Origin of the sequence: Nocardia xishanensis NBRC 101358 (assembly GCF_001613365.1) — a bacterium.
GTDB lineage: Bacteria > Actinomycetota > Actinomycetes > Mycobacteriales > Mycobacteriaceae > Nocardia > Nocardia xishanensis.
Window position 1 is genome coordinate 290,156 of sequence record NZ_BDCF01000008.1, and the last position, 18,070, is coordinate 308,225.

At 69.0% G+C, this 18,070-nt stretch carries 21 protein-coding genes; 12 read left to right on the plus strand and 9 right to left on the minus strand.

Going from position 1 to position 18,070, the window contains the following annotated elements; translation table 11 throughout:
• The first annotated feature begins 114 nt into the window (after window positions 1-114).
• Together NX1_RS09400 and NX1_RS09405 are read left to right on the plus strand one after the other, a co-directional pair.
• Window positions 115-1,260 (plus strand): LLM class flavin-dependent oxidoreductase, encoded by a 1,146-nt coding sequence (locus tag NX1_RS09400; RefSeq protein ID WP_068056651.1) that lies wholly within the window; start codon window positions 115-117, stop codon window positions 1,258-1,260.
• A 166-nt stretch (window positions 1,261-1,426) separates the two neighbouring features.
• On the plus strand, window positions 1,427-2,842 hold the full coding sequence (locus NX1_RS09405) for an amino acid permease (protein ID WP_068056653.1): 1,416 nt from the start codon (window positions 1,427-1,429) through the stop codon (window positions 2,840-2,842).
• On the opposite strand, the gene NX1_RS09410 is transcribed toward NX1_RS09405, so the two are convergent.
• Together NX1_RS09410 and NX1_RS09415 are read right to left on the minus strand one after the other, a co-directional pair.
• A complete protein-coding gene (locus NX1_RS09410) occupies window positions 2,839-3,240 on the minus strand; it encodes a hypothetical protein (RefSeq protein ID WP_068056791.1) in 402 nt (133 codons plus the stop codon). The genes NX1_RS09405 and NX1_RS09410 overlap by 4 nt on opposite strands.
• Window positions 3,241-3,502: 262 nt before the next feature.
• On the minus strand, window positions 3,503-4,492 hold the full coding sequence (locus NX1_RS09415) for a helix-turn-helix transcriptional regulator (RefSeq protein ID WP_174555471.1): 990 nt from the start codon (window positions 4,490-4,492) through the stop codon (window positions 3,503-3,505).
• A gap of 68 nt (window positions 4,493-4,560) precedes the next feature.
• Here NX1_RS09415 and NX1_RS09420 point away from each other — a divergent pair, with 68 nt between their 5' ends.
• Window positions 4,561-5,154: a DinB family protein gene (locus NX1_RS09420; protein WP_068056657.1), complete on the plus strand. Its 594-nt coding sequence runs from the start codon at window positions 4,561-4,563 to the stop codon at window positions 5,152-5,154.
• A complete protein-coding gene (locus NX1_RS09425) occupies window positions 5,151-5,612 on the plus strand; it encodes a VOC family protein (RefSeq protein ID WP_068056659.1) in 462 nt (153 codons plus the stop codon). The genes NX1_RS09420 and NX1_RS09425 overlap by 4 nt, the downstream gene beginning before the upstream one ends.
• A gap of 132 nt (window positions 5,613-5,744) precedes the next feature.
• Here NX1_RS09425 and NX1_RS09430 read toward each other — a convergent pair whose 3' ends face one another.
• Window positions 5,745-6,173, minus strand: coding sequence for a DMP19 family protein (locus NX1_RS09430; protein WP_068056661.1), 429 nt, complete (start codon window positions 6,171-6,173; stop codon window positions 5,745-5,747).
• A gap of 38 nt (window positions 6,174-6,211) precedes the next feature.
• Between NX1_RS09430 and NX1_RS09435 the strand changes: the two genes are divergently transcribed.
• On the plus strand, window positions 6,212-6,562 hold the full coding sequence (locus tag NX1_RS09435) for a hypothetical protein (RefSeq protein WP_157119640.1): 351 nt from the start codon (window positions 6,212-6,214) through the stop codon (window positions 6,560-6,562).
• A gap of 58 nt (window positions 6,563-6,620) precedes the next feature.
• Window positions 6,621-7,424 (plus strand): SGNH/GDSL hydrolase family protein, encoded by an 804-nt coding sequence (locus NX1_RS09440; protein ID WP_068056665.1) that lies wholly within the window; start codon window positions 6,621-6,623, stop codon window positions 7,422-7,424.
• 65 nt (window positions 7,425-7,489) lie between these two features.
• On the opposite strand, the gene NX1_RS09445 is transcribed toward NX1_RS09440, so the two are convergent.
• Entirely contained in the window at window positions 7,490-8,881 is a 1,392-nt protein-coding gene (locus NX1_RS09445; RefSeq protein WP_068056793.1) for a phenylacetate--CoA ligase family protein, read from the minus strand.
• A 54-nt stretch (window positions 8,882-8,935) separates the two neighbouring features.
• Between NX1_RS09445 and NX1_RS36115 the strand changes: the two genes are divergently transcribed.
• From NX1_RS36115 to NX1_RS09455, 3 genes are all read left to right on the plus strand, one after another.
• Window positions 8,936-9,166 (plus strand): hypothetical protein, encoded by a 231-nt coding sequence (locus tag NX1_RS36115; RefSeq protein ID WP_157119641.1) that lies wholly within the window; start codon window positions 8,936-8,938, stop codon window positions 9,164-9,166.
• Window positions 9,167-9,366: 200 nt separating this feature from the next.
• Window positions 9,367-10,902 carry an alpha/beta hydrolase gene (locus NX1_RS09450; protein WP_068056667.1) on the plus strand — a complete coding sequence of 512 codons (1,536 nt, stop codon included), beginning with the start codon at window positions 9,367-9,369 and terminating at the stop codon, window positions 10,900-10,902.
• Between the two features lie 59 nt (window positions 10,903-10,961).
• Entirely contained in the window at window positions 10,962-11,570 is a 609-nt protein-coding gene (locus NX1_RS09455) for an HAD family hydrolase (RefSeq protein ID WP_068056669.1), read from the plus strand.
• Here the strand turns inward: NX1_RS09455 and NX1_RS09460 are convergent.
• Window positions 11,548-11,988 carry a hypothetical protein gene (locus tag NX1_RS09460; protein ID WP_068056671.1) on the minus strand — a complete coding sequence of 147 codons (441 nt, stop codon included), beginning with the start codon at window positions 11,986-11,988 and terminating at the stop codon, window positions 11,548-11,550. The genes NX1_RS09455 and NX1_RS09460 overlap by 23 nt on opposite strands.
• Before the next feature lie 265 nt (window positions 11,989-12,253).
• Entirely contained in the window at window positions 12,254-14,536 is a 2,283-nt protein-coding gene (locus tag NX1_RS09465; RefSeq protein WP_068056795.1) for an ATP-binding cassette domain-containing protein, read from the minus strand.
• Window positions 14,537-14,581: 45 nt separating this feature from the next.
• Between NX1_RS09465 and NX1_RS36120 the strand changes: the two genes are divergently transcribed.
• Window positions 14,582-14,743: a hypothetical protein gene (locus NX1_RS36120; protein WP_157119642.1), complete on the plus strand. Its 162-nt coding sequence runs from the start codon at window positions 14,582-14,584 to the stop codon at window positions 14,741-14,743.
• Window positions 14,744-14,761: 18 nt separating this feature from the next.
• On the opposite strand, the gene NX1_RS09470 is transcribed toward NX1_RS36120, so the two are convergent.
• From NX1_RS09470 to NX1_RS09475, 3 genes are read right to left on the minus strand one after another with little or no spacing between them, the layout of a single operon-like run.
• Window positions 14,762-15,643: a TIGR03621 family F420-dependent LLM class oxidoreductase gene (locus NX1_RS09470; RefSeq protein ID WP_157119643.1), complete on the minus strand. Its 882-nt coding sequence runs from the start codon at window positions 15,641-15,643 to the stop codon at window positions 14,762-14,764.
• Window positions 15,644-15,696: 53 nt separating this feature from the next.
• Window positions 15,697-15,831 (minus strand): hypothetical protein, encoded by a 135-nt coding sequence (locus NX1_RS38360; protein WP_281216120.1) that lies wholly within the window; start codon window positions 15,829-15,831, stop codon window positions 15,697-15,699.
• Between the two features lie 10 nt (window positions 15,832-15,841).
• Complete coding sequence (locus tag NX1_RS09475) at window positions 15,842-16,924, minus strand: SDR family oxidoreductase (RefSeq protein ID WP_068056673.1); 1,083 nt, start codon at window positions 16,922-16,924, stop codon at window positions 15,842-15,844.
• Window positions 16,925-17,034: 110 nt separating this feature from the next.
• Here NX1_RS09475 and NX1_RS09480 point away from each other — a divergent pair, with 110 nt between their 5' ends.
• Together NX1_RS09480 and NX1_RS09485 are read left to right on the plus strand one after the other, a co-directional pair.
• Window positions 17,035-17,652 (plus strand): TetR/AcrR family transcriptional regulator, encoded by a 618-nt coding sequence (locus NX1_RS09480; protein WP_068056798.1) that lies wholly within the window; start codon window positions 17,035-17,037, stop codon window positions 17,650-17,652.
• 95 nt (window positions 17,653-17,747) lie between these two features.
• A complete protein-coding gene (locus NX1_RS09485) occupies window positions 17,748-18,065 on the plus strand; it encodes a nuclear transport factor 2 family protein (protein WP_068056675.1) in 318 nt (105 codons plus the stop codon).
• Window positions 18,066-18,070: the final 5 nt, after the last annotated feature.

An 18,070-nucleotide genomic window follows, 5' to 3' on the forward strand; every position in this document is an offset into this window, starting at 1 on the left:
GATCGGCGATAAGAACCATGGTGGTCGCAAACCGTGACCCCGGGACGTGCGGTCGGCACCATGAACCACTGCGGCATTCCCACGACTCCCACGCCCGAAGGAAGTGACGCGCGCATGAGTTTGTCGTTTCACTGGTTCCTGCCGACCTACGGCGATTCGCGCGGTCTGGTCGCGGGCGGCCACGGCACTTTCATGTCCGGCGATCGCCCCGCCTCGCTGCGCTACCTGAATCAGATCGGCGCCGCGGCCGAGGACAACGGCTTCGAGGCCGTGCTCACCCCGACCGGCGCCTGGTGCGAGGACGCCTGGCTCACCACCGCGATGCTGGTGGAGACCACCGAGACGCTGAAATTCCTGGTCGCCTTCCGTCCCGGCCTGATCAGCCCGACTTTGGCCGCGCAGATGGCGGGGACCTTCCAGCGCCATTCGCGCGGCCGCCTGCTGCTCAACGTGGTGACCGGGGGCGAACCGCACGAGCAGCAGGCCTACGGCGATTTCCTCGACAAGGACCAGCGCTATGCCCGCACCGGCGAGTTCCTGCACGTCGTGCGTGAGCTGTGGCGTTCGACCGAGCCGGTGACATTCGAGGGCGAGCACATCCGGGTCCGCGAGGCGCTGCTGAGCAACCGGCCCGATCCGATCCCGCCGGTGTTCTTCGGCGGTTCGTCGGCGCCGGCCGGTCCGGTGGCCGCCCGCTATGCCGACACCTACCTCACCTGGGGAGAGCCGCTGCTCGCGGTGAGCAGGAAGCTGGAGTGGATCCGCCGCCTCGCCGTCGACCACGGCCGCGTCATCGACTACGGCCTGCGCATCCACGTCATCAGCCGCGACACCTCCGCACAGGCGTGGGCCGAGGCAGATCGGCTGCTTCAAGGCATCGATCCCGCCGACGTGGCGCGGGTGCAGGCGAATCTCGCGCGCAGCGAATCCGAAGGGCAGCGCCGGATGGTCGAGCTACACGGCGGCCGCGCCGAGCGACTGGAGATCGCGCCGAACCTGTGGGCCGGCGTCGGACTGGTGCGCGGCGGCGCGGGCACCGCGCTCGTCGGCTCGCACGAGGAGGTCGCAGAACGGCTGATCGAGTACTCACGCCTTGGCATCACCCACTTCATCCTGTCCGGCTACCCGCATCTCGAGGAGGCGTACTGGTTCGGCGAGGGGGTGCTGCCGATCCTGGAGCGCATGGGTCTGTGGCGGCATCCGCACCGCACCGGGGCGGTCCGCGGCGGCACACCGTTCGCGGCCTCGTCGTCGAGCTGAGCGCGCGGCCGGGGTGCGTTCGCTGCCCATACGCAGCGCCTGCAAACCCCCGGTTATCGACTCCATCGCGGCACCCACGAGAATGGATTCCCGGCTCCGGCCCACAAAGGCCGAGCCGAGGATCCATTTTTCGTACGGGGGTGCACCGCGCCCCGAGAGGAAGTCGATGACCCGCGCAGCTGAACAACGGTGGCGCCGCCGCACGCCCGACGATTCGAACCTGCCCGCCGCGGGCGCGTCACTCGAGCGCAGGCTCGGAAGGATCGACCTGACCGCCATGGGTGTCGGCACCATCGTCGGCGCGGGCATCTTCGTCATCACCGGCGTCGCGGCCGCGGAGAAGGCCGGACCGGCCATCGTGCTGTCGTTCGGACTGGCCGGTCTGGTCTGCGTGCTGGTCGCGCTGTGTTACAGCGAGCTCGCCGCGATGGTCCCGGTCTCGGGCAGCGCGTACACCTACACCTACGCCACCCTCGGTGAGGGTCCCGCGTTCCTGGTCGGCTGGAATCTGCTGCTCGAATTCGTCATCGCGGGCGCGGCCGTTGCGATCGGCTGGTCCGGGACCACGGTGTCGGCGCTGGACTCGATGTTCGGCATCGCGCTGCCGCACGCCATCACCGCGGGGCCCGGCGAGGGCGGGGTGGTAAACCTGCCCGCGGTGCTGATCATCGCCGCGGTCGTGGCCGTGCTGGTCGGCGAGGTGACGCTCACCGCGCGCATCACCAAGGCGCTCGTCGCGGTGACCATCGGCGTGCTGGTGCTGGTGATCGCCGTCGGCGCCCCGCACATCGACCCGGGCAACTGGGTCCCGTTCGCGCCGTTCGGCTGGAGCGGTGTCATCGGCGGCGCGGCCATCGCGTTCTTCGCCTTCCTCGGTTTCGACGTGGTCGCCGCCTCCGCCGAGGAGGCGCGCAACCCCAAGCGCGACGTGCCGTTCGCCATCATCGGCACCGTGCTGATCGCCACTCTGCTCTACGCGCTCGTCAGCGCCGTGCTCACCGGCGTCGTCCCGTTCCCGACCCTGAACAACGGCGCCCCGATCGCCACCGCCTTCGGAGCGCTGAACATCGGCTGGATCGGCAACGTCATCATCGTCGCCTCGGTCATCGCGCTCAGCAAGGGACTGCTGCTCATCGTCTACGCCCAGGTGCGGCTCAGTTTCGCGATGTGCCGCGACGGTCTGCTCCCCCGCAAGCTGGCCGCCACCGGCAAGCGCTCGACACCGGTGCGGCTGACGCTGGTCCTCGGGGTGTGCTGTGCGGCCATCGCCGGACTGCTGCCCATCGACATCGTGGTCGAACTGGTGAACATCGGCGCGCTGTCGGCCTTCGCGGTGGTGTGCGTCGGTGTGCTGGTGCTGCGCAAACTGGAGCCGAACCGGGAGCGTCCGTTCCGCACCCCGCTCGTGCCGCTGGTGCCGATCCTCGCGCTGATCGGATGCGCGCTGATGGCGGTCACCCTCGACGCGCTGACCTGGGTGCGGTTCGCGGTCTGGATCGCGGTCGGCATCGCGGTGTATTTCGGGTACGGACGCAGGCACTCGACGTTCGGCGCATCCGAGGCCCGCGTTCCCGTGAGTTAGCCGCGCCCGGCGGGCTGCACCCAGCGCAAGAACGCGTCCACTGTTGTTTCCGGGGACGTGTTGAAGCAGAGCCTGATGCCGGGCGCCGCCGCGGTCAGCACGTTCACGATCCGTTCGAACAGCAAGGTCTGCTCCGGGAGCATTCTGATGCCGCCGCCGATCATCGCCAGCCCGTAGGTCGCCTCCCCGAGCCTGCTCTTGACGAGGTCCTCGGCCGCGTCGGGATCGGCGGGAAGCATGCACGACACGACGTCGAAGCCCGAATCCAGCAGCACCGCCGTCGCGGCCTCGACGCGGGCGGTGAGCGCGGCCTCGTCCAGGCCCGGGTGCTTGCTGTAGTCGAGCTGGCTGGGATGCAGGCCGATGGAGAGGATCTTGGTGCCGGAACCGAGGGTCATGACGTCCACATTGCCAGCGATCTTCGCTGCGCGCAGACGGGGAAGCGCACGCTGTGTCGTTCTGCACTCGATGCGGATTCGCTGTCGCGTGGCCGCTCTTCCCGGTCGTGGCATGGAGTGCAACCGGAGTTCCACGTGAATCAGACCGTTTTCCAACGGAATTCGGAGACGGCTCGCCCGGTGGTCCCTCGGATGCCCACGCGCGCCTTTTCGATGTGTCGCCGAAAGCCGATGCGGCGGTGCAGATCACACCGCTCGGGGCTTACGGGTTCTCCCCCTCCGGCATCGGTGGAATCGGCCCACCGGCCGTCTGCAGCCGCTCCGCCAAGGCGTGACAGCGCGTCGCCAGCTCCGGAGGGTCCAGTACCTCGAAGGCGTGCCCCAGTAGGAGCACGCGCATCAGTACGGCGTCCAAGTCGGCGGCGCCGCTGAGCACCTCGCAACGCTCGCTGCCGCGCCCGCGCACCACGGCCGCCGACGCCGGAATCTGCGCGCGCACCGTGTCGGCCGGCGCGTGCACGAGAAAGCGTGCCTGGTGCGGATAGACCCGGCTCGCCACGCCCTCCTGCACGTACGTCGCCGCGTCCGGCGCGGGGCGCGCGCGGAACCGCCAGGTCCGTGCGACCACATCGGTCATCCGGTCGACGCGGAAGCTGCGCCAGTCGTCGCGATCGAGGTCGTAGGCGAGCAGATACCAGCGCCGGTCGGAGGCGACGAGACGATAGGGCTCGACCCGCCGCCGTCGCGGCCCTTTCGCGGACGGGTAGTCGAATCCCGCCTCGACCTCGTCGCGGCACGCTCTGGCCAGCGTCATGAGCGCCTCGGGCTCGACGGGTGTGCGGCCGCCGCCGAAGGATTCGACCGATTCGATCAGCGCGCGCACCTCGTTCCGCAGCCGGGCGGGTAGCACCCGGTCGAGTTTGGTCAGCGCCCGCAGCGCGGCATCCCCTGCGCCGGTGATCGCGCCACCCGCACCCACGAGCAGCGCGACCGCGGTGGCGATCGCTTCCTCGTCGTCGAGCAGCAGCGGCGGCAGGTCTTGTCCCGGTCCGAGCCGGTAGCCGCCGCCGACGCCCTGGCAGGCGTGCACCGGATAGCCGAGGGTGCGCAGTCGTTCGACATCGCGCCGTACCGTGCGTGGCGTGACGCCGAGCCGGTCGGCGAGCTCGGGGCCGGTCCACACCTGGCGTTGCTGCAACAACCCGAGCAAGGTGAGCACTCGCTCGGTCGTCCCCCGCTCGTCGCCTGTCATGTCCACCTCGCCGAGCCTGCCGTAGCTAGCGGACCGATACTGTCCGCTATTGGTGTCAGGGTAGCCGCATGGAAGCTGACATAGAACGACTCGACTGGAACCGGACGCTGCGCGAGCAGTGGGAGGTCCACTGGGACAATCAATTGCGACCCCGGCTCGACGGTCTCACCGACGACGAGTACTTCTGGTCGCCGATACCGGACGCGTGGAGCGTGCGGCCGCGCGGCAGCTCGACCGCGCCGATCCAAGCAGGCGCGGGAGACTTCACGATCGACTATGCGGTTCCTGGCTCGGGCCCCGCGGCGTTCACCACGATCGCGTGGCGACTCGGCCACGTCATCGTCGGCGTGCTCGCCGTGCGCAACGCGGCGCACTTCGGCGCACCGCCCGCCTCCTACGAAACCTGGTCATACGCGGGCGACGCCGCTGCCGCACTCGACCAGCTCGAAACCCAGCTCGGCATATGGCTCGCCGGAGTACGCGACCTCGGGGACGCCGGACTGCGACGCAAGGCCGGCCCGAAGGAGCCCTATCCCGAGGCATCCATGGCCGACCTGGTACTACACATCCATCGCGAACTGATCCACCACTTGTCCGAGGTCTGCCTGCTGCGCGACCTCTACCTGCACACGCAACCCGCCGGGAACGGAGCAACTCGATGAGCCGCCACATCCAGATCACCTTCGACGCCAACGATCCGAAGGCGCTGTCCACCTTCTGGCGCGACGCGCTCGGCTATGTCCACCCCGGCCCGCCCGGAGTCGACCTGCCCGCCGACGCCGACCCGCTGGCCGCGTGGGACGAGTTCCTCGCTCGTATCGGCGTACCGCCGGAGCAGCGCAACACGAAATCGGCCATCGAGGACCCGGACGGGCACGGCCCGCGACTGTTCTTCCAGCAGGTGCCGGAGGGCAAAGTCGCCAAGAACCGCGTCCACCTCGACGTCCGCGCCGCTCCGGGGCTCCAGGGCGAGGAACGCATGGCGGCGCTGGAGGCCGAGTGCGACCGGCTTGTCGCGCTGGGAGCGAAACGTGCACGTCGCCACGAGCCCGAGCCGCCGCTCAGCGCGGGCTTCATCGTGATGGCCGATCCCGAGGGCAACGAGTTCTGCCTCGACTGACTCGGTCCGGCTGTGTGACAAGGCGACTCGCGCGCGGTCGGCGTGCGGACGAGGTCGCCGCGGTGTCAGCAGCTCCAGTGCGACGATCGCGCCGGAGCTGCTGCCCGGACACCACTCGACCGAACTGCCCGGTCAGAGTCGGGCATCCACGACGTCGAGAAACTCGGCGATCTCGTCATCGAAGCTGGTGTCGCCACGCAGATACTCGACGCTGAGCGCTGTCAGGTCCCGGCCCACCTCGGTCGGCGTGGTGAAGTCGGCCATGAATTGCTCGAAGTCGGCCAGGTCTTCGGCACAACGCATCGCCGCGCGCACGTAAAAGGACGACGCGACCGGCGCACCCACCGCGCGCAGCATGCCGTCGCACTGCTCCAACCGCTCACGTCCCAGGTTGTAGATCAGCTGCCCGAAGCCACCGTTCTTCACCTGGTAATCGAAGTCCGCGGCCAGGACGGCGAGGTAAACCAGATCCCGTGTCGCTTCGTCGAGATTTTCGGCATCGTCGATGAGTTGCGCCGCCCGCCGGCCAAGGCGCTGCAGCCGCTCGTTGTACACGCTCACGCCGGACAGCCTAGTGACACGAGCAGTCTGCCGATCTCATGGACGAAAAGCGGCCAGTTGATGCGGCTCCGCGCTCATCGGCCATGGCGACACGAACAACTTTGCGCCAGAGCAAGATACGCGAGCACTCGACGGCAACGGGCCGATCCGCCCACCATATCGTCGACGGCGGCTCCGAGTCCGGGATAGGCGACAGCTGGAGACGAAACACTGAAACCCAGATCACCGCAAGGGTTTCCGGTGTGGTGACGCTCGAGTGCTCGCGAGAGCTGGTTATCGCGGCGACGAGGCTCGGCGCAGGCGAAGCGCTACACATGCGCGGCGATCCGGCGATCGATCACCGACAGCAAGTCGTGATGATCACCACGCTCTATGGACAAGTAATTTAATAGGCGCATATTTTGTTTTCATGTTTGCCGATCTCCCGCACTCGACGGCGCGTGCCGCATGACCAGCTACTCGCGATACGTCGCGCTCGGCGACAGCCAGACCGAAGGCGTCGGCGACGGCGACGACCGGACCGGATTGCGCGGCCTGGCCGACCGTCTCGCCGAACGGCTCGCCACGATCGAACCGGACCTGCACTACGCCAATCTCGCCGTCCGCGGCAAACTCGCTCACCAGGTACACGCCGAACAGCTCGACGCCGCGCTGGCGCTGCGCCCCGATCTGGCGACCGTGGTCGCCGGGTTCAACGACCTGCTGCGCCCCGGATTCGACGCCGACGAGGTCGTCGGCCACCTCGATGCCATGTTCGCCGCCCTCACCGCCCGCGGCGTGGTCGTGGCGACGCTGACCTTCCCCGACGTCGCCCGCATCACCCCGCTCGCGCGTCCGCTCAGCGGCCGGGTCACCGCGATGAACCAACGCATCCGCGCCTCCGCCGAACGGCATGGCGTCGTCGTGGCCGACACGACGCCCTACCCGGTCGTCACCGATCCCCGCCTCTGGAGCACGGATCGGCTGCACGCGGGGCCGCTCGGACATCAGCGCATCGCCGACGCCCTCGCCTACGCGCTGCGGCTGCCCGGCGCCGACGACCGCTGGACCGAATCCCTGCACCCGCCACTGCCCACCTGCGGCGCCCTGTCCACCGCGGCGAACGAATTGCGCTGGGCGGCAAGTTTTCTCGGGCCCTGGCTGGGCCGAAGGCTGACCGGACGATCGTCCGGCGACGGCCGCACCGCCAAGCGTCCCGAACTGCGGCCGGTTCACGACCGAACGGAAAACTCGGACGTCGCGACCGCATAGGGGGCCGCGTCGGCGATGGAGAGTACGTGGCCGGAGCCGGCGGGTGAATCCGGGATGCGGCGAGGTCACCGCGTATAGCGGTGCTTGACTCCCACCGGGAAGTAGTCCGGGTCGCCCGCCGGGCGCAGTTCGACGTGTGGCAGATGACGCTCGGCGGGCACATAGTTCGCGTATTCGCTGTTGTGCGTGAGTAATTCGTCCCGGATCGCGGTGGCGACGAGCCGGGTGCGCTCGGCGGTGTTCGGCTCGCCGGGCCCGAGCTCGACCGTGATGCGCAGCAGCCGGTCGCGGTCGGCGTCCTCCCACGCCTCCAGCACGAACTTCCCGGTGACCCAGTCGCTGATCTCCGCCCGCTCCAGCCCGAGCGACACCGTCTCGGGAAAGACGTTGGCGCCGAACACCGAGACGGCGTGGATCGCGCGGCCGAAGACGAAGACGAACGGCAGGTCGGGGCCGGTCTCCTCGTCGGGTTCGAAGCCGTGCGCCTTGCAGAACTCCACCAGGCGCTCGTGCGGGATGACGCCGCCGTCGTCGGCGATGTGATAACGAATCAGCGGCACACCGGAGTCCGCGGTGAACACCAGTGTGCCGTCGACGGTTTCGAAGTACCGGTCCGCGGGGTTGTACTGCATGAGGGTCGGCAGCCGCTGGCCGCCGAACAGTTCCCGCGCCGGACCGGGATGCTCGGCGAGGAACCGCCGGATGCGCACGCTGAGCGGGGTCTCGTTGCCGAGCACGCCGCCGTCCGCGGTGCCGTAGACCGCGGCGACGTCGCGGACCGGATCCAGGCCGGCGCGCTTGCCCATGAGATCGCGCCACTGTTCGCTGAAGACCTCGCCCGCGCACACCAGTTTCGGTGCGAAGCGCGACCAGACGACGCCTTCGCGCAAGCCGGTGTCGATGACGTCCTTGAGGAAGGGCGGATAACCGAACAGCACCACCTGGTCGAAGTGCGGACCGAGTTCCGGTATCACGCGCAGGATCTCGGCCTTGTTGTTGCCCGGCGCGACGATCGTCATAGCCAGTTCGGCGGCCAGCCCGCGCAGACAGGACAGCGTGTAGAGGCCGCCGACCCAGGTGCCGAGCGGGAAGCACACCACGGCGAGGGTGCGCCGGTGGGTGGCGTCGAAGCCGTGCACGAGGACCTGTTCGAAGCGCCGGGTCGCGGCGGCTTCGTCGGCGGCGGATCGGGGCCAGAAGGCGGGCTCGCCCGTCGAACCGGACGATACCGCGATCAGGTCGCACGCGCCGAGATCGCCGTCGCGGCACCGCTGCGGCAGCGGATAGCGATGGTGGTAGTTCTCCTTGGTGATCAGCGGAACTCGCGCGAATCCCGCGGCGTCGACGACCGAAGCGGGGTCGATGCCGTGGTGGTCGAGGAAGGCGCGATAAGCGGGTACGGTCGCCGCTGTTCGCTGGAACAACGCCACGAGCCGCTGCTGCAGATTCGAATCCATCTCCCGGCCCTTCCGCGAGGCGAAACCTGCGTCGGGAACCAACCGTACCGCCGGATGCCGCCACGCGGGGAGATCCGCGCCGATCGCCGTCGTTCGCGCGCTGCGCGGTCGCGCGACGATCCGAGCCGGATACGCAAGGGCGTCGTCCAATTCGAATTGACCGTTCGCGAAACGGAGTTCACCGGCACGGCGAACGACACCTTCCAGGCCCTGGACGGCACTGTCACCGACGGGCTCCTTCCCGCTCGGCTCACCGGACGCCGCTTCGACCCCTTCTCGCACTGACCGAAAGGCGACCTCCTCGGGACGACCGAGCCGCGATGCGCGGAGATCCATATGGATCGCCGCATTCTCGCTATCTTCGAGGGGGCCCTCCGTGAATTCTCGGTGGGCGCGGCGCGATACATCCGCCGGAGAACATCGCGGAGGATCGGGGGACGACAGTGCGAGCGAGTCGGTGCGTACTGGTGGCCGTGGTTGCGGCCATGGGATTGCTGGTGTCGGGATGCGTCATCGGGCCGAGGGTGGACGGCCGGGCCACGCCCTCCCCCGCCCCGCTGCCCACACTGCACGATTACGAGGCTCAGCGAATCGATTGGTCGTCCTGCGCGGGACTGCCCGGCGCCGAATGCGGCGAGATTCGCGTGCCCGTCGACTACGACCACCCCGAAACCGCCGCCATCGCCATGCCGCTGGTGCGTTTGCGCGCCGTCAATCCCGCCCGGCGCCTCGGCGTGCTCACCAGCAATCCCGGCGGTCCCGGCGAATCCGGTTACGAGAACGTGCTTTCCGCGCTCGACCCGCAGGACACCGGGCTGCGCAAGTTCCGCATCCGCTACGACCTGGTCGGTTTCGACCCGCGCGGCGTCGGCCGGACCGCGCCCGTGCGATGCCTGAGCGACCGCGCGATGGACGACTACCTGGCCACCGATTTCACCCCGGTCGACGAGGCGGGCCGCCGGTCGGTCGCCGAGGCGCACCGCCGCTACGCCACCGCGTGCCTGCGCAATACCGGCACCTTGCTCGGTTTCGTCGGCACCGAGTTCGTGGTGCGCGACATGGACATCATGCGTTCGGCGCTCGGCGAGGCGAAGCTGAATTTCTTCGGCTTCTCCTACGGCACCCGGATCGGGCAGCTGTATGCCGAGCGATTCCCGGATCGAGTCGGGCGGATGGTGCTCGACTCCGTGGACGACCCGAGTCTGCCCACCGACCGGTGGGAGGCGCTCGACACGTCCGGCCCCCCGGCGCCGGGGGAGCTCGCGCCGCGAGATCGCTTGGTGCGCACCATGCTCGACGCCTGCGCGCGACGCGCGGACTGCCCCGTCGGCAACGACGCGGACGCCGCCATGCAGCGGCTGCGCGGCCTGATCGATCGGGTGGACGCCGAACCCATCCGCACCTCCGACGGCCGCCGAGTCGGCTCCAATCTGGCGCTTCTCGGCATCTTCCAGGCGACCTACGACGAGCGTTACTGGCCGCGATTCGAGCGCGCGTTCGCCGACGCGCTGCGCGGAGACGGCACCGGGCTCGCCGAGCTGGCCGACCTCTACGTCGGCCGCGACCAGGGGCGCTACAGCTCGTCGGATCCGGCGTTCTGGTCGGTGGAATGCCTGAACGACGACCCGCGCGCGTGGCGGTCGAAGTCCGAGGACGTGATTCTCGGGGAACTGACGCGCGAGGCCGAATGGGCGGCGGTGCAGTCACCGCTGTTCGGCGCGAACCGCGTTTTCAGCACCCCGCTGTGCCTGTTCTGGCCGGTGCCGCCGACGCAGGAGTCGCAAGGCGTGCACGCGGCGGGTGCGCCGCCGATCTTGCTGCTGAACAACAGCGGCGACCCGGCCACCCCGCTAGAGGACGCCGAACATGTCGCCGCCGCCCTCGCCCACGCCGTGCTCGTGATCAACGAACACGACGGTCACATCGCCTTCGACAACGGTTCGTCCTGCGTGGACGCCATCGTCGTCGCCTACCTCTACGACGGCGAGCTGCCCGCGGATCGGACCCGCTGCACGAACTGACCGGGCGCCTCCGCGCTCCCGGCGGACCCGGTCCGGTCGCGTCCCTCTAGAGTCGACGGGTGACCTGGACCGTCGGTTTCGACCTCGACATGACGCTGATCGACTCGCGACCGGGAGTCTCCTTCGCCATCGACACCGTCGCCGCGGAGTTCCAGCTGCCGCTGAGGGGCGCCGACTTCGTGCAGCGCCTCGGCCCGCCGCTCGATCTGCTGCTGGCCGAGGCCGGCGCGCCGGACGAGCTCATTCCCGCCCTGATCGCCCGCTACCGCGAGCTGTATCCCGACGTGGTGCCGCGGGTCCCCGCTATGCCCGGTGCGGATGCGGCCCTGGACGCGGTGGCCGCGCGCAGCGGACGGCTGATGGTGGTGACCGGCAAGTACCAGCCGCACGCGCAGCTGCATCTCGACGAGCTGGGCTGGCGGATCGACCACCTCGCGGGCGGGCTGTGGTCCACCGGCAAGGCCGAGGCGCTGCGCGCGCAAGGGGCGACCGTCTACGTCGGCGATCACGCCGGTGACATGCGCGGCGCCAAGGCGGCCGACGCGTTCGCGGTCGGCGTCACGACCGGACCGTGCGACGCCGCCGAGCTGCGCGCGGCGGGCGCCGACATCGTGCTGAGCGATCTCACCGAATTCCCGTCCTGGCTCACCGAATACGCGGCCGCCTGAACGCTTGGTCGGCCGTGATCTCGAGGCTCGGCCGGTGCCTGCGCATCGCCTCGGTGACCCGAAGCAGCGGCACCGACAGCGAGGTCATCGGAATGGACGGCGCGGTGGCGAGCGCGTACTCCGGATCGGGGTGTGTGAGCACCAGATCGATGGCGTCGCCGCCCGGGCAACGGCGCACCCGGACGTGATCCACGGTCGACCACGCGATCCGGCCGAACGCCCGGTGTTCCACGACCTCGTCGGTGATCACCAGATCCGGCCTGCGCCGCAGCCCCGACCACGTGATCTCGGCGCCGATCGCGAGGAACACCAGTGCGCCGATCTTGCCCGCGATCACGGCCGTTCCGGTCACGATCGCGATCACGCAGATCACGGCGAGCATCAGGCAGGCGGCCGCCACGCCCAGCGTCGTCCGCATCGATCGGAACACCGTGTTCGACCGCCGCGACTTCCGCACATGCATGCGCGCATCCTAGCGGTGCCTCACCAAGGGACCGGCCCGCGCCGGTCGAAGAACCCGCCCCGCTCACCCTTAGGCGCGACACCATTCGAATAGTCCTCGACGCCACACCCTGGACAGGACGGTCAGCCACGTCCCTGATTCGCGAATTCTCCGTCGTCGTCGGCGGAAAGACTCGCGGCCGCAACCAATCTCGACGGTGCGGCCGCGGTCCCGGTCCGGTTCAGGCCGCTTTGTACTCGCGCAGGTACTCGCCGGTCAACGAGGTCGGGTGGTCCATGAGGTCGGCAGGGGTGCCGGTGAATACGATTCGCCCGCCGTCCTTGCCGCCGTCCGGGCCCAGGTCGATCACCCAGTCGGAGTGGGCGACGACGTCGAGGTTGTGTTCGATGACGACGACGGTGTTGCCGCGATCGACGAGTCCGTCCATCAGCGCGAGCAGGGTGTCGACATCGGACATGTGCAGTCCGGTGGTCGGCTCGTCCAGCACGTAGATCGACCCCGTGTTCTGCAACTGGGTGGCCAGTTTGATGCGCTGGCGTTCACCGCCGGACAGCGTGCTCATCGCCTGGCCGAGGCTCAGGTACTCCAGGCCGACCTCGTTCATGGTGCGCAACTTGGCATTCAGCGCCTTCTCGGGGAAGAAGCCGAGCGCCTCCTCCGCCGACATCTCCAGCACGTCCGCGATGGATTTGCCGCGCAGCGTGTGCCCGAGCACGTTCTCGGAGAAGCGGCGGCCGTCGCAGGCGTCGCAGTGCGTGGCGACCGGGTCCATGTAGGCGATCTCGGTGACCACCACACCGCGGCCCTCGCACTGCTGACACGCGCCGTCGGAGTTGAAGCTGAACAGGCTCGGCGACTCCCCGGTCGCCTTGGCGAACAGCTTGCGGATCGGATCCATCAGTCCCAAGTAGGTCGCTGGCGTCGACCGTGAGGACGCGGCGATGGGCGACTGGTCGACGAACAGCGCCTCGGGATGCTCGCGCACGAACACGTCGCGGATGAGGCTGCTCTTGCCCGAACCCGCCACGCCGGTGACGGAGGTGAGCACCCCGGTGGGGATGGCGACGGTGACATCGCGCAGGTTGTGCACGGTGGCATTCTCGATCAGCAATTTTCCCGTGGCGGCGCGGAAGGTGTCCTTGAGGGTGAACGGCCTGCGCAGACCGGCGCCGGTCGGGGTGTCGGCGTCCCGCAGTTCGGCGAAGCTGCCTTGGAACACCACCTGTCCGCCGTGCACGCCCGCGCGCGGGCCGACATCGACGATGTGGTCGGCGATCCGGATGACGTCCGGATCGTGCTCGACCACCAGCACGGTGTTGCCCTTGTCCCGCAACGCTTTCAGAAGATCGTTGAGCCTGCCGACGTCACGCGGGTGCAGTCCGACGCTCGGTTCGTCGAAGATGTAGGTCATCCCGATCAGCGTGCTGGACAGATGCTTGATCATCTTCAGCCGCTGGCCTTCACCGCCGGAAAGCGTCGAGGTCGGGCGATCCAGGCTCAGGTAGCCGAGCCCGATGTCGGCCACCCGCCGCAGCGCGGTCCTGATGGCGTCGGCCAGGCCGAGCGCCGCGGGGTCGGTGATCTCGTCCAGCACGGCCATGAGATCGGTGATCTGCATGCTCGACCAGTCGGCGATGTTGCGGTCGCCGATCTCGGTGGCCAATGCGGCGGCATTGAGCCGCGCGCCACGGCAGGTCGAGCAGACGCCCTCGGTGAGGAACTTCTGCATCTGCTCGCGGGTCTTCTCGCTGAGCGTCGAGGTGTCGCGTTGCAGCCGAGTGCGGGTGAACTTCGCGGCCAGTCCCTCGTATTCGGCCTTCCAGGTGCCCTTCGCGAAGGTCAGCTCCACCTTGCCGCCACTGCCGTACAGGAAGTCCTGATACTCGGCCTCGGTGTAGTCGGCCAGCTTCTTGTCCGGATCGAAGCGGCCGGAATTGCCGTAGAGCTGCCAATCACCGCTGCCCACACCGTAACCGGGGAGCAGGATGGCTCCTTCGTTGAGCGACTTGCCGCGATCCACCAAGCGCTCCGGATCCGCGCGCACCGTCATGCCGAGCCCGTCGCAGTCCGGGCACATGCCCTGGGGGACGTTGAACGAGTAGTTGTAGACGAATCCCGCAGAGGGCGAACCGAATCGGGCGAACATAGCACGCACCATCGAGTAGATGTCCGTCATGGTGCCGACGGTGGAGCGAGGGCCGCCGCCGACCGGCTGCTGGTCGATGATGACCGGCGCGGTCAGGTTCTCGATCGCCTCGGCGTGCGGGCGCTCGTATCGCGGCAGGAAGTTGAGGACGAATGCCGGGAAGGTGGCGTAGAGCTGGCGCTGGGACTCCACGGCGATGGTGTCGAACACGATGGACGACTTGCCCGATCCGGACACGCCGGTGAAGACGGTGATCTTGTTCTTCGGTATCTCGAGCGAAACGTCGCGCAGGTTGTGCTCGCTGGCCCCGAGCACCCGGATGACGTCGACCGAGGCGGCCGATTCGGTAGATGGCATGCCGAACACCATGCCATCGCGAACCGACAAAATGGCGAGTGCGCAGTGACGCAGATCACATATCCGAGCGGACCCGATGTGGCGATGCGGGACCCCGAGGAGACGCTCGACGACATTCGCGCGTGCGCGGCGAAGACCCTGCACGGCGCAAGGATTCGGCGACGCCTCATGTTTCGCTACACCCTGTTGTGGCAGCGCCCCGCGTAGCGTGCGAGCCGCTGCCGGTCAGCGCAGACGCTCGATGATCGGGCCGAACTGTTCCATGCTGTCCTCCAGCACGGTGAGGTAGCTGAATCCGAAGCGCTCGCGCAGTTCGCGAACGCGGTCGGCGCCCTCGTCGGGGGAACCGATCAGCAGGGTGGGAATGCGCTCGGGGTGGCCGGCGGCCGAGGGCGGCAGCGCCGGTGCGTACGCATCGGCCAGCGCGGGCCAGTCGGCGCGCGAGATCACCCGCTGGATGAGCAGATTGAGCTCCACCTCGCCCGCGCGGGGGCCGAGCAACCCGCCGACGTAGGCGACCCGCTCGGCGGTGGTGTCCTCGTCGGCGAGCTGCACCGGGCCGCCGGGCGTCGCTCCCCCGCCCGCGAAGGCGATGATGTCGGCCTGTTCGGCGGCGAGCTTCAACAGCCGGTCGCCCCACCCGGCCAGCAGCAGCGGCGGACCCGACGGCTGCGCCGGGCGCGGCTGGTAGTCCGGGTCGGCGAACAATCTCCGCAGCGTCGTGACGGTGCGCTCCAAGTGCCGCACCCGCTTGGCACCACTCTCGAAAGGGATTCCGGCGGTGTCGAACTCGGCCCGCACGTAGCCCGCCCCGAGCCCGAGTTCCACGCGACCGTCGGTCAGCTGGTCCGCGCCCGCCGCGTCGCGGGCCAGCAGCACCGGGTTGTAGAAGGCGGTGTTGAGCACGAAGGTGTTGAGCCGCACGCGTTCGGTGGCCTCGGCCGCCACGATCATGGCGGGAAACGGGGCGGGCAGGCCGAGATGATCGGCGACGCCGACCACGTCGAATCCGAGTTCCTCTGCCCTGCGGCACTTTTCGATCCACCGGGACCTGGACTCGGGGACCACCATGTTCACGCCGAAACGGAAGGGACGCTGCACAGTCACCAGTCCTGTCTACCCGGCGGCGCGGCCCAGCCGCCACCTGGCACCGGGTGCGCTCAGCACTCGGCCAACGCACTCGCCGTGAGGGCGACGCCGAGACCGAGACCGAGCAACGCCACCGCCGCGCTGAGCGCGGGCACCGGACGCCGCGCCAGCCCGAGTGCCGCGAGGATCGCGGTGACGATCACCATGCCCGAACCCCTAGCCGCCGATCGTGTTCGAGGCCGGACGCGGCGCGGCCGGACGGGGGCGGACGCCCGGCGCGTTCACGACACCGAAGGCGAGCAGGCTCTCGGCAGTGTCGAGCACGGTGTCCCGGACGGGGCGCATGGTCCAGCCGAGTTCCGCGCGCGCCTTGTCCGCGGTGACCATCTCGGTGCGGCCGAGCACCGGAACGGCCAACCGAACGCCCTTGTCGAATCGCGCGATGAACCGGATCAGCCAGTCGGGCAGCACACGGGTCGGCACCCGCAGCCCGCGCGGGTTGTATTCGTCGGCCAGGATCTGCGCCAGCTCGGCCATCCACAGCGGATCGGCCGCGCAGATGTACCGGTTGCCCGCCGCCTGCGGCAGTTCCATCGCGAGCCGATGCGCGACGGCCAGATCGCGCACGTCGACCGGGGTCCAGCCGGTGCGCACCGAGCCGGGGACGTCCCGTGCCATGAGCCGCCGGATCGGTTCGTGCGAGGTGCTGGTGACGGGGCTCTGCAGCGGACCGAGCACCATGCCCGGGTTCACCGCGGCCAGCTCGAGCCCGCGCTCGGCGGGCAGGTCGCCGACGAACTGCCACGCCGCCCGTTCGGCCAGCGTCTTGCTCTTCTGATAGGGCGGAATCCGCCCGACCACCGACCAATCCGCCTCGGTGCGCACGGCGTCGGCTTCGTGGCCGTACGCGATCGCGGCGATCGAGGAGGTCACCACGACCCGCCGCACGCCGGGCTCGGCGGCGGACGCGCGCAGCACCCGCAGCGTGCCCTGGACGGCCGGTTCGACGAGTTCGCGCTCGTCGTCGGGGATGTACGACGGGAACGGCGAGGCCACGTGCAGCACGTACGCGCAGCCTGCGACGGCCTCCGCCCACCCGGCGTCGCGGTCGAGGTCGGCGGCGACGAACTCGAGGTCCGCGCCGAGGCGGCGCGCGAGCTCGACGAGGTGCGCGCGCTTGCCGGTGTTCGCCAGGTCGCGCACGGTGGCGCGCACCGGGTAGCCGTGTTCGAGAAGTTCAGCGATCACGTGTCCGGCGATGAATCCCGTTGCGCCGGTGACGAGTACCTGTTTGCTCATGTGTCCCACCTGTCAGGGTAAGAGGGGCGCGGCCGGAATCTAAGCGCCGCTCAGATAATCTAAGCAGCGCATAGATAGGTTGGCCAGCCCTCGTCGCATACGCTCGGTTGGTGAAGCGGACCAGTTACCACCACGGCGCACTGCGTGATGAGCTGATCGCCGCCTGCCTGCGCCTGATCGAAACCGAAGGCATCGCGGCGGTGAGCCTGCGCCGGGTCGCCAGGGAGGCGGGCGTCAGCACCGGCGCGCCGTACCATCATTTCGCCGATCGGGCCGCGCTGCTCGCGACGCTGTCCACCAAGGGATTCGAGCTGCTCGCCGCCGAACTCACCGCCGCGCGGAACGCCACGACCGGCTCGCCGCTCGACACCCTCGGCGCGCTGGCGGGCGCCTACGTCCGCTTCTCTCGCGAGCAGCGCGGCTATTTCCGGCTGATGTTCCGCCCTGAGCTCTCCCAGCCGGAGAAGCACCCCGATACCATCGTCGCCGGCGACGCCGCCTTCGCGATCCTGGCCGACGCCATCGGCGAGTGTGTTGCGGCCGGTCTGCTGCCCGCCGACAAAGCGGATATTCTCGGCATCACCTGGTGGGGCATCGGCCACGGACTCGCCTCGCTGTGGCTGGACGGTCAGCTGGAGAAGCGGGCGGTTCAGCTCGGCACCACCGCGCCCGAACTGGTCGAGGACGTAATGCGCACGATGTCCGCACTCCTCGCGCCCGGGTCTTGACGCGTCGCGCCGCATTTCTGCCCTAGAGTGGGCGCCAGATGTTTGCTGTTCCGTCACTGCTCGACCCGAATACGTGATTCGAGAGGGATGACCGGATGTCCGTACAGCAGCAGCTCGACCCCATCGTGCAAGAGTTCGTCGACGCGCTCAACGCCAACGACCGCGACCGCTTCCACTCGGTGCTCACCGAGGACGCCACCATGTCCGACGACGGCGTGGAACGCGATGTCGAGCAGTGGACCGATTCGGAGGTCTTCGCCAGCAACGGCAGGATGCAGGTCGAAACGGTGATCGACGGCGGCATCGAATTGCTCGCCGACTACACGAACTCGCGCTGGGGATCGATGCGCACCTCGTGGCGTTTCACCGTGCGCGACGGCAAGATCAGCCGATTCGAGACCGGACAGGCCTGAAACCC

Coding starts and splice junctions, on each gene's coding strand:
- NX1_RS09400 (WP_068056651.1), top strand. CDS start 115: ATGAGTTTGTCGTTTCACTGGTTCCTGCCGACCTACGGCGATTCGCGC.
- NX1_RS09425 (WP_068056659.1), top strand. CDS start 5,151: ATGAGCCGCCACATCCAGATCACCTTCGACGCCAACGATCCGAAGGCG.
- NX1_RS09405 (WP_068056653.1), top strand. CDS start 1,427: ATGACCCGCGCAGCTGAACAACGGTGGCGCCGCCGCACGCCCGACGAT.
- NX1_RS09410 (WP_068056791.1), bottom strand. CDS start 3,240: ATGACCCTCGGTTCCGGCACCAAGATCCTCTCCATCGGCCTGCATCCC.
- NX1_RS09460 (WP_068056671.1), bottom strand. CDS start 11,988: ATGCGGACGACGCTGGGCGTGGCGGCCGCCTGCCTGATGCTCGCCGTG.
- NX1_RS09465 (WP_068056795.1), bottom strand. CDS start 14,536: ATGCCATCTACCGAATCGGCCGCCTCGGTCGACGTCATCCGGGTGCTC.
- NX1_RS09445 (WP_068056793.1), bottom strand. CDS start 8,881: ATGGATTCGAATCTGCAGCAGCGGCTCGTGGCGTTGTTCCAGCGAACA.
- NX1_RS38360 (WP_281216120.1), bottom strand. CDS start 15,831: ATGGTGATCGTCACCGCGATCCTCGCGGCACTCGGGCTGGCGCGGCGT.
- NX1_RS09420 (WP_068056657.1), top strand. CDS start 4,561: ATGGAAGCTGACATAGAACGACTCGACTGGAACCGGACGCTGCGCGAG.
- NX1_RS09440 (WP_068056665.1), top strand. CDS start 6,621: ATGACCAGCTACTCGCGATACGTCGCGCTCGGCGACAGCCAGACCGAA.
- NX1_RS09450 (WP_068056667.1), top strand. CDS start 9,367: ATGGGATTGCTGGTGTCGGGATGCGTCATCGGGCCGAGGGTGGACGGC.
- NX1_RS36115 (WP_157119641.1), top strand. CDS start 8,936: ATGCCGCCACGCGGGGAGATCCGCGCCGATCGCCGTCGTTCGCGCGCT.
- NX1_RS09475 (WP_068056673.1), bottom strand. CDS start 16,924: ATGAGCAAACAGGTACTCGTCACCGGCGCAACGGGATTCATCGCCGGA.
- NX1_RS09485 (WP_068056675.1), top strand. CDS start 17,748: ATGTCCGTACAGCAGCAGCTCGACCCCATCGTGCAAGAGTTCGTCGAC.
- NX1_RS09435 (WP_157119640.1), top strand. CDS start 6,212: ATGGACGAAAAGCGGCCAGTTGATGCGGCTCCGCGCTCATCGGCCATG.
- NX1_RS09415 (WP_174555471.1), bottom strand. CDS start 4,492: ATGACAGGCGACGAGCGGGGGACGACCGAGCGAGTGCTCACCTTGCTC.